This is a genomic window from Microvirga sp. P5_D2, assembly GCF_054049475.1.
Genome location: NZ_JBFUMH010000017.1, coordinates 47,798 through 56,463, shown reverse-complemented (window position 1 = coordinate 56,463; position 8,666 = coordinate 47,798). Strand labels below are relative to the sequence as shown.

The 8,666-nt window shown below is 60.1% G+C and carries 7 protein-coding genes; 3 read left to right on the top strand and 4 right to left on the bottom strand.

The features are described from left to right. From ACXJKO_RS08035 to ACXJKO_RS08020, 4 genes are all read right to left on the bottom strand, one after another. A partial coding sequence (locus ACXJKO_RS08035; RefSeq protein ID WP_457090563.1) for a CoA-transferase occupies positions 1 to 213 on the bottom strand: 213 nt, incomplete at its 3' end. A gap of 22 nt (positions 214 to 235) precedes the next feature. Then, positions 236 to 1,867, bottom strand: coding sequence for a GMC family oxidoreductase (locus tag ACXJKO_RS08030; protein ID WP_457090565.1), 1,632 nt, complete (start codon positions 1,865 to 1,867; stop codon positions 236 to 238). Next, the gene (locus tag ACXJKO_RS08025) at positions 1,864 to 3,534 is read right to left on the bottom strand and encodes a GMC family oxidoreductase (RefSeq protein ID WP_457090562.1); all 1,671 of its coding nucleotides are present in this window, start codon (positions 3,532 to 3,534) and stop codon (positions 1,864 to 1,866) included. The genes ACXJKO_RS08030 and ACXJKO_RS08025 overlap by 4 nt, the downstream gene beginning before the upstream one ends. 72 nt (positions 3,535 to 3,606) lie before the next feature. Then, a complete protein-coding gene (locus tag ACXJKO_RS08020; protein ID WP_457090561.1) occupies positions 3,607 to 5,052 on the bottom strand; it encodes an NAD-dependent succinate-semialdehyde dehydrogenase in 1,446 nt (481 codons plus the stop codon). 222 nt (positions 5,053 to 5,274) lie between these two features. Between ACXJKO_RS08020 and ACXJKO_RS08015 the strand changes: the two genes are divergently transcribed. The 3 genes from ACXJKO_RS08015 to ACXJKO_RS08005 are packed head-to-tail and all read left to right on the top strand — an operon-like array spanning position 5,275 to position 8,617. After that, on the top strand, positions 5,275 to 6,804 hold the full coding sequence (locus ACXJKO_RS08015; RefSeq protein ID WP_457090560.1) for an ABC transporter substrate-binding protein: 1,530 nt from the start codon (positions 5,275 to 5,277) through the stop codon (positions 6,802 to 6,804). Then, positions 6,801 to 7,757 (top strand): ABC transporter permease, encoded by a 957-nt coding sequence (locus tag ACXJKO_RS08010; protein ID WP_457090559.1) that lies wholly within the window; start codon positions 6,801 to 6,803, stop codon positions 7,755 to 7,757. Before ACXJKO_RS08015 ends, ACXJKO_RS08010 begins: the two co-directional genes overlap by 4 nt. Beyond that, positions 7,754 to 8,617: an ABC transporter permease gene (locus ACXJKO_RS08005; RefSeq protein WP_457090558.1), complete on the top strand. Its 864-nt coding sequence runs from the start codon at positions 7,754 to 7,756 to the stop codon at positions 8,615 to 8,617. The genes ACXJKO_RS08010 and ACXJKO_RS08005 overlap by 4 nt, the downstream gene beginning before the upstream one ends. The last annotated feature ends 49 nt before the right edge of the window (positions 8,618 to 8,666 follow it).

Genomic DNA, 8,666 nt, shown 5'->3' with positions numbered 1-8,666 from the left:
GATCTGGCGGGTCTCGAGCAGGCGGCCGAGCCCGATGCCGTCGACGCCGGCATTGTTGGAGATGAAGGTGAGCTCCCGGGCGCCCGAATCGCGAATGGCCTCGATCAGGGTCTCGGGAATGCCGCACAGGCCGAAGCCCCCGGCCATGATCGTCATGCCGTCCTTCACCGCACCCGACAACGCCGCACCCGCGTCGCTGAAAACCTTGTTCATGCTGACCTCATTCGGTTTCGTATTATGCCAATGCGTTTTTGCCGAGCACGAGATCGGACGCCTTCTCGCCAATCATGATCGTTGCGGCATTGGTATTGCCCGAGACGAGCGTCGGCATGATGGAGGCATCGGCGATGCGCAGGCCGCCGATGCCATGAACCCGCAACTGCTCGTCGACGACGCTGCCGGTCTGCTGGCCCATGGTGCATGTGCTCGTCGGGTGGAAACTGCTGCCTGCGGCGCGACGGATATACTGCATGATATCGTCGTCCGACTCGATCTTCGGTCCAGGCAGCATCTCTTCGACGACCACCCGCTTCATGGCGGGCGTATCGAAGATCTTACGCGTGAGCTTCACGCCCTCGATGGCAACCCGGCGGTCCTCATCCGTGGAGAGATAGTTAGCCTGAATCTCGGGAGCATCCTGCGGATTGGGCGACTTGATCCTGATCCATCCACGACTCTCCGGACGGCATGGGCTCGTGACAAGCGTGCAGCCGGGATAAGCATGCATCGCGCCACCGGCCTTGTCGGAGCTTCCCGCCAGGAAGTGAAACTGCACGTCAGGCGTTTCAAGCCCCGGCCGGGTCTTTGCAAAGAGACCTACCGGTCCCGCCCCCATCATCAAGGCTCCTTTGCCTTGGAGTATGTATCGCATGCCCGTCAGAAGCTTCAGAGCCGAACTGGCGGAGATGTCGTTGAGGGTATTCCTGTTGGCACACCGATAAACGGTTCTGATGCCGATATGGTCCTGGAGATTTTCACCGACGCCTTTCAACGGATGAACAACCGGGATGCCATGACTGGATAGGAGATCGGGCGAACCGATTCCGGACAGCTGAAGAAGCTGCGGTGAATTGACCGCGCCGCCGGAAAGCACAATATCCCGGCGAGCGCGCGCCTCGCGAACTTGACCGTTTTGGGTAAACACCACACCGACGGCTCTACGTCCCTCGAAGACCAGCTTCTGCACATGTGCCAGGGTTTCGACGCGCAGGTTGGAACGTTTCATGGCCGGCCGCAGATAGGCAACGGCAGCGCTGCATCGCCGGCGATTGCGGATCGTCAATTGATAGGGGCCGGCTCCCTCCTGAGTCGCTCCGTTGAAATCGGGATTACGCTTGAAACCCGCTTCGACCGCTCCGGCGAGAAACGCATCATGGAGTTCGTGAGGAGCGCGGAGATCGGAGACACACAAGGGGCCGCCGGTACCGTGATACTCGTTTGACCCATGCTGCTGATTTTCGGCGCGACGAAAGTAAGGAAGAACGTCGCTGTAGGACCATCCTACACTCCCCATCTGGCGCCAGAGATCGAAATCTTCCTTCTGCCCCCGAACGTAAATCAGCCCGTTGATCGAGCTGGTCCCCCCAAGGACGCGGCCGCGCGGCCAGGCAATGCGGCGATCATTCAGCTCGGGCTCAGGTTCCGTCTCGAAGACGCGGGCAACGGCGGGATTGAAGATGTTGCGGTAGAACCCGGCCGGAATATGAATCCAGACGTTGCGATCCGGCCCGCCCGTCTCCAGCAGCAGAACTTTCGTTCCTGGATCGGCAGAGAGCCGATTGGCCAGCACGCAGCCTGCCGATCCGGCGCCCACGATAATGAAGTCGTATGTCTCGGTTGCTTCCACCTTGTCCTCCTCGGCACTTATGCCCGTGCCCGTCCGGTCAGGATCCGTTTTGTTTCTCGCGTCTGTTCGCGCGTTGCGATTTCGATGCGGGGCCGCTTGGCGACTTCCTTGACGAGATCGGCTCCCCTTTCACCGATCATCAGAACCGCCGCATTGATATTGCCGGATACCATGGTCGGCATGATGGATGCATCAATGACCCGCAGGCCCGTGAGGCCATGAACGCGCAAGCGCTCATCGACAACAGCCATGGGATCGCTGCCCATCTTGCAGGTGCCGATGGGATGAAAGGATGTCACCCCGTCATTCTTGGCGAATTCCAGCCAATCCTCATCCGACTGCGTCGCTGGACCGGGCTTCAGCTCGAAAGCCCGGAAGGCATCCAGCGCTGAATTCTCTACGATCCGCCGTGCGATCTTGAGGCCTTCGACGATGCACTCCCGATCGCGCGGGTCGCTGAGAAAATTGGTGACGATAGACGGAGCCATGCGCGGGTCATTCGACCTGATATGAATGGACCCTTGCGATTCCGGGCGCTGCTGATAGGCGGACAGGGGCATGCCTGGCTCCCGCTCCAGCTTGCGGTTGGCGGCATTGCCGTAACTGGCATCGGCGAAGAAGTACTGGACATCGGGCTCCGACAAATCCGGCCGGGTCTTGATGAAACCATGGACAAGGCCGGGCGCGAGCGAGAGAGCGCCCTGGCGGGTTGCGGCATAGCGCAATACTTCCCACACAAGACGCATGCCGCGCGTGCGCTCGTTCAACGTGACCGGCAACTTGACGCGCCAGCGCATTCTCGGAGCGTAGTGATCGCGGTAGTTTTCGCCCACCCCAGGAAGAGTATGAAAGACGGGAATGCCAAGGGCTTTCAAGCGCTCCGGCTGGCCGATGCCCGAGAGCTCGAGGATCTGCGGCGACTGGACGGCTCCTGCGGCCAGAAGCACCTCGCATTCGACATAAGCCTGGTGCTTCAAGCCTCCCTGCTCGTACTCGACGCCGATGCAGCGGCGCTCATCGAAGAGAAGACGCAGCACATGAGCGCCGGTCTCGACCTTGAGGTTGGGTCGTTTCATCGCAGGTCGCAAATAAGCCGTCGCCGCCGATGATCGGCGCCCCTTGCTTTGCGTGACCTGATAGAAGCCGAAGCCTTCCTGGTTGCCGCTGTTATAGTCAGGGTTGCGAGGAAACCCTTCAGCGTTGGCCGCATTGAGAAACGCCTCAAGGATCGGCCTTCTCTCTTTGAGGTCGCTCACATGGAGCGGACCATCGCCGCCACGCGCCTCGTTAGGACCGCGTTCGAAGGTCTCAGCCTTTTTGAAGTAAGGAAGAACCGCCTCATACGACCAGCCGCGATTGCCGAGCTGACTCCATGTGTTGTAGTCGAGTGGCTGCCCACGCACATAAAGCATGCCGTTGATCGAGCTTGACCCACCGAGCGTCTTGCCGCGCGGAATGGCAAGCGCTCGACCGTTAAGCCCCGGATCCGGTTCCGCTTGAAAACACCAGTTGTAACGGCGATGGGCGATGAGCTTGGAAAAGCCTGCCGGGATYGGCATCCAGATGCTGTTGTCGCGCCCTCCCGCCTCCAGCACGAGAACCCGCGTATCGGGATTGTCCGTCAGCCGATTGGCCAGAACGCATCCTGCGGATCCTGCTCCGACGACGATATAGTCAAACTTTGTCATGAGGCGGTCATGTCGGCGGCATCGGGCGATGGAAGCTTAAAGCCATCCATCACCCGGACATCGCCGATCCCTTCAGAGCGGAGCATGAGCGATGAATTTAGGCACCAGATAGGGACTGAGTCCTTCCAAGCCGCCCTCTCGGCCATAGCCGCTTTCCTTGATACCGCCGAACGGAGTCTCAGTCAGGCCCAGAACGCCGCCATTGATCGACACCATGCCCGAATCGAGATGTCGCTCGAGGTAGTCGGAAATTTTCGTGTTCGAGGTGAAGGCATAGGACGCAAGGCCGAACCGCGTAGAATTCGCATTCGAGACGCCCTCTTCGAGATCGCTGAATCGCGACATGAGGACGATGGGTCCGAACGGCTCTTCATGCAGGATGCGCGCATCCTCGGGGATATCGGCGAGAACCGTCGGTTCGTAGAAGAACCCCCGATTGCCGATGCGCCTGCCGCCTGTCACGGCTGTCGCGCCTTTCGCAACCGCTTCATCAACGAGAGACGATACGGCCTCGAGCCTGCGGCGGTTGGCCAACGGGCCCATTTCGGTGCCGGAATCCGCGCCGTCACCCACTTTGATGTTTCGCGCGGCTTTCGCGAAGCTTTCGACGAACGGCTCATAGATTGCATCGTGCAACATCACCCGCGTAGGCGAGATGCAGATCTGGCCTGCATTGCGAAACTTGTTGGCCGCAAGCTTGGTCGCGATGGAAGCCGGGTCCACATCATCGAACACGAGAACCGGGGAATGACCGCCCAATTCCATTGTCGACGGCTTCATCTGCTGTGCGGCAAGGCTCGCAAGATGCTTTCCGACAGGCACAGAGCCGGTGAAAGAGATCTTGCGAATGATAGGGGACTCGATCAGCCTCTCGGAAATGTGAGCGGGCGTGCCGAATACAAGATTGAGCACACCGGGGGGAAGCCCGGCATCCATCAGGGCCTGTGCAAGACCGATGGCGGCGCGAGGTGCCTCCTCCGGTGGCTTCAGGATGAGCGAACATCCTGCGRCGAGCGCGGCACCGATCTTGCGAGCGGCCTGCGAACCGGGGAAGTTCCATGGGGAGAAGGCTGCGACCGGCCCGATCGGCTCGAAGATGACCTTCTGGACCATACCGCTTTGCCTGGGTGCGATGAGCCGCCCGTAAGCGCGCAGACTTTCTTCCGCATTCCACTCGAAAATATCCGCGCAGGTCAGCATCTCGAGATGAGCCTGCGCGACAGGCTTGCCCTGTTCGGCACTGAGCTGCGAGGCAATATCAGATGCGCGATCCCGTATGAGGGCGGCGGCGCTGCGCAGGATTTTCGAGCGCTCGAAAGGCGCAACGTCGCGCCACTTCTCGAATGCTTTCGCCGCGGCGGATAAGGCATCATCGAGATCGGCATCCGTCGCCACCGCCAACGAAGCAATGGTTTGCTCGGTCGCCGGATTGATGACATCTCGCCATTCATAGGCGGAGCCTGCTCTCCACTCGCCGTCAATCAGTAACGGTATTGCAGGAAATTCGGGCGAACTCATGCGCTCCTCCACCATCACGAAAACTTAAATGCACGGCAGCAGATCAACGACAGATCTTCACCTCACCGGCACGCTTGACTATTTGTGATCACAGATTACAGTTTGGTCAAGTGCCGTTTGGCTACTTGTGTCCGACAAGACCACCATATAGTGTGATCACAGATCACGCATAGACGTGATTTTCAATTTTGGAAAGCCGGGAGGAAACACATGAAGGCTGGAATGAACCGACGTGATCTGATGGCCCTTTTGGGCGGCGGCGCTGTCCTGGCCGGGCTCGCCCCCTTCGATCTCCAGGCGCAGACCGCGTCGGGAACCCTCAAGGTCTCCACCCGCGCCAACCCCTCGAGCCTTGACCCTATGACGGGGCTTGCAGGCGACGACACACCGGTTCTGTGGGCGGTTTATGCGACCCTGCTCGACTTCGAGTTCGCCAGCCTGGAGCCGAAACCCGGCCTGGCCGAGTCGTGGGGCTATCCCGATCCGCAAACACTCGTTCTGAAGCTTCGCCCTGGTCTTGTCTTCCATGACGGCGCTCCGCTGGATGCCGAGGCCGTGCGCTTCAATATCGAGCGCGCTCGGACCGATCCGCGCTCGACGATCAAATCGGACCTGAGCTCCGTCGACTCGGTTGAGGTAAAAGGCGCCGATCAGGTCATCCTACGCTTGAAGCAACCGGACGCGGCCCTCCCCCTGGCTCTCACGAGCCGCGCGGGCATGATGGTTTCACCGAAAGCCGCGAAGGAGCTGGGCGACAAGCTTGTCCGTAACCCGGTCGGCGCGGGTCCCTGGAGCTTCGTCAGCTGGTCGGACAATGCCAGCATCGTCATGAAGCGGAATGACAAATTCTGGCGCCCCAACAATCCGAAGGTGGACAAGATCGAGTTTGTCATCATTCCCGAATTGAACACAGGCCTCAGGTCTGTCGTCGCCGGACAGAATGATTTCGTCTACAAGCTGTCCCCGCAGCAAAAGCCCGTGATCGACAGGGCGAAGAATGTCGAGGCCGTGATGGGCCCGACACTTTATTTTCACCTGATCTATTTCAACAATTCCCGGCCGCCCTTCAACGATGCGCGCATTCGCAGGGCCGTCTGTTATGCCATCGACCGCGAATCTTTCAACAAGGCCACCATGCTCGGTCTTGGAGAGATCGCTCAATCGGCCATCCCTAAGGCGCACTGGGCCTATGATGCGTCCCTCGAGGGCTTCTTCAAATACGACCCCGAGAAGGCGCGCGCCCTGTTGAAAGAGGCCGGACACGAGAACGGCATCGATATTCCGACCATCGGCTGGAACGATCAGTACTCCCAGCAGCGCCAGGAAATCCTCATCGAGCAACTGTCTAAGGTCGGCATCCGCCTCAAGGTCAGCCGTCATGCCATCGCGGATGCGAGTACGCTCTATCTCGGACCGGAGAAGCGCGGCGAGGCGATGATCTCGGCTTGGACAGGACGTCCCGACCCGATCATGACCTACAACCTGCTGACCTCGGCCACCGGCTTCTTCAATCCAGCACAGCTTCAGGATTATCCGGGTCTGTCGGAAGCGCTTGTGGCCGCACGAACCACGCTCGATCCCGCCAAACGCAAGGAAGCTTTGTTCAAGGTACAGCGCCTCGTTGCCGAAAGTGCATGGTTCTGCCCCATCGTCTTCGAGCCGGAAATCGACGCGGCCACGAAAGATGTGAAAGACTACAAGCCGAACCTCCTCGGCTGGCCGAAGTTCGAAGACGTTTCGGTTGCGTCATGATGAATCGCGACGCTCTCCGCGCAAGTGGACGACGGGCCCTGCAAATCCTGCCCGTCGTCATTATGGCCACGCTCGTCGTGTTCCTGCTGCTTCAGCTGGTGCCCGGCGATCCGGCGATCACCCTTGCAGGCGAGAACGCGACGGCAGCACAAATCGAGCAGATCCGGGCCATTTATGGCCTGGATCAGCCGATCCTCGTGCAATATGCACGCTGGCTCGCGAATGCCGCTCACGGCGATCTGGCCCGTTCGCTGATGTCAGGCGAGGAAGTGACTTCGCTGATCCTGCAGAACTTGCCGCCGACGCTCCTTGTGATCGCCTGCGCCATGGTTTTGTCCCTGCTGATCGGAGTACCGCTCGGCATGCTGTCCGCTACCTATCGCGGCGGCTGGCTCGATTCCACGATCACGGCCATCGCGTCGCTCGGCATCGCCCTGCCGAACTTCTGGCTAGGCATGATCCTCATCAATTTCTTTGCCCTTCAGCACAACATCTTTCCCGCGACAGGCGCAGTCTCGTTCTCCAGCGATCCCGCGCAGGCCCTCTGGCATGCGTTCCTGCCGGCTGTCGCACTCGCAGCGGGCGGTGTTGCCGAAATCGTCCGTCAGCTGCGGAGCGCCCTGCTCGAAATCCTGTCGTCGCAGCACGTACGCGCTCTTTATGCGAAGGGGTTGTCTCCCTCGGCCATACTTTGGCGGCACGCTCTCAAGAATGTCAGCACCACGCTACTCACGGTGATCGGCCTTCTGTTCAATCGCCTCCTGGGCGCGACCGTCGTCATCGAAGCGATCTTCGCGATCCCGGGCATGGGAAGCCTCATTGTCCGCTCGGCCATCGCCAAGGACTTCCCGGTCGTTCAGGGCGTCATCTTTGCCATGGTGATCATGGTGATTCTTGGCAACCTCATCATCGACATTCTCTACCCTCTCTTTGACCCGAGGATTGCGCGATGACAGCCTCCGTCATTTCCTCCAAGCCTATTCGTGCAGAGCGCCGGCAATGGCCGCTCGATACACGCGGGACGCTCAGCCTGGGTTTCCTGGTTCTCATGGTCGTCATCGGCGCCTCCGCGCCTTTGATCGCTCCCTATTCACCGACCCAGCAGGATCTCGCAAATGTCCTGATGGAGGCGAATGGGCAAAACCTTCTCGGCACGGACGATCTTGGCCGTGATGTTCTCAGCCGCCTCATCTACGGAACGGGAGCGAGTCTCTATGCAAGCTTTCTGGCCGTTTCGATCGCAGCCCTGATCGGCATTCCGATCGGCCTTGCTGCGGGCTTCTTCGGTGGGTGGCTCGATGAGGGCATCAGCCGCCTGATCGACGCGCTGCTGTCGTTTCCCGGTATCGTCCTCGCCATCGGCGTCACCGGCGCTCTCGGCATCGGATTGACCAATGCCATGATCGCGGTCGGCATCGTCTTCTCGCCGAGCCTTGCCCGATTGGCGCGAGCGAAGACGCTGGTGATCCGGCATGAGCTTTATGTGGATGCGGCGCGCTGCTTCGGCGCCTCGCCTGCGCGCATTCTATGGCGGCATGTTCTGCCGAACGCGGTTCAGCCGCTCATCGTTCAGATCACGCTTCTTCTTGCCGCCGCTCTCCTCGCGGAAGCGAGCCTGAGCTTTCTGGGATTGGGCGTCCAGGCTCCGACCCCAAGTTGGGGCGCCATGCTGGCACGGGGCTACACCTACATGGAAGTCGCTCCCGAGCAGATGTATCCGCCTGGCCTCGCCATTCTCGTGACCGCGCTCGCCTTCAACACATTGGGCGAGTCTCTTCGCATCGCATTCGATCCGGCCCTAAGGCAGAGGTGACCATGAATGTCGTCGCATTCAAACGCCCCTCTTTCTCGTCACGAACAAA

What these genes read in the sequence shown, in the direction of transcription:
- ACXJKO_RS08015 (WP_457090560.1), top strand. Translation starts at nt 5,275, where the DNA reads ATGAACCGACGTGATCTGATGGCCCTTTTGGGCGGCGGCGCTGTCCTG.
- ACXJKO_RS08010 (WP_457090559.1), top strand. Translation starts at nt 6,801, where the DNA reads ATGATGAATCGCGACGCTCTCCGCGCAAGTGGACGACGGGCCCTGCAA.
- ACXJKO_RS08005 (WP_457090558.1), top strand. Translation starts at nt 7,754, where the DNA reads ATGACAGCCTCCGTCATTTCCTCCAAGCCTATTCGTGCAGAGCGCCGG.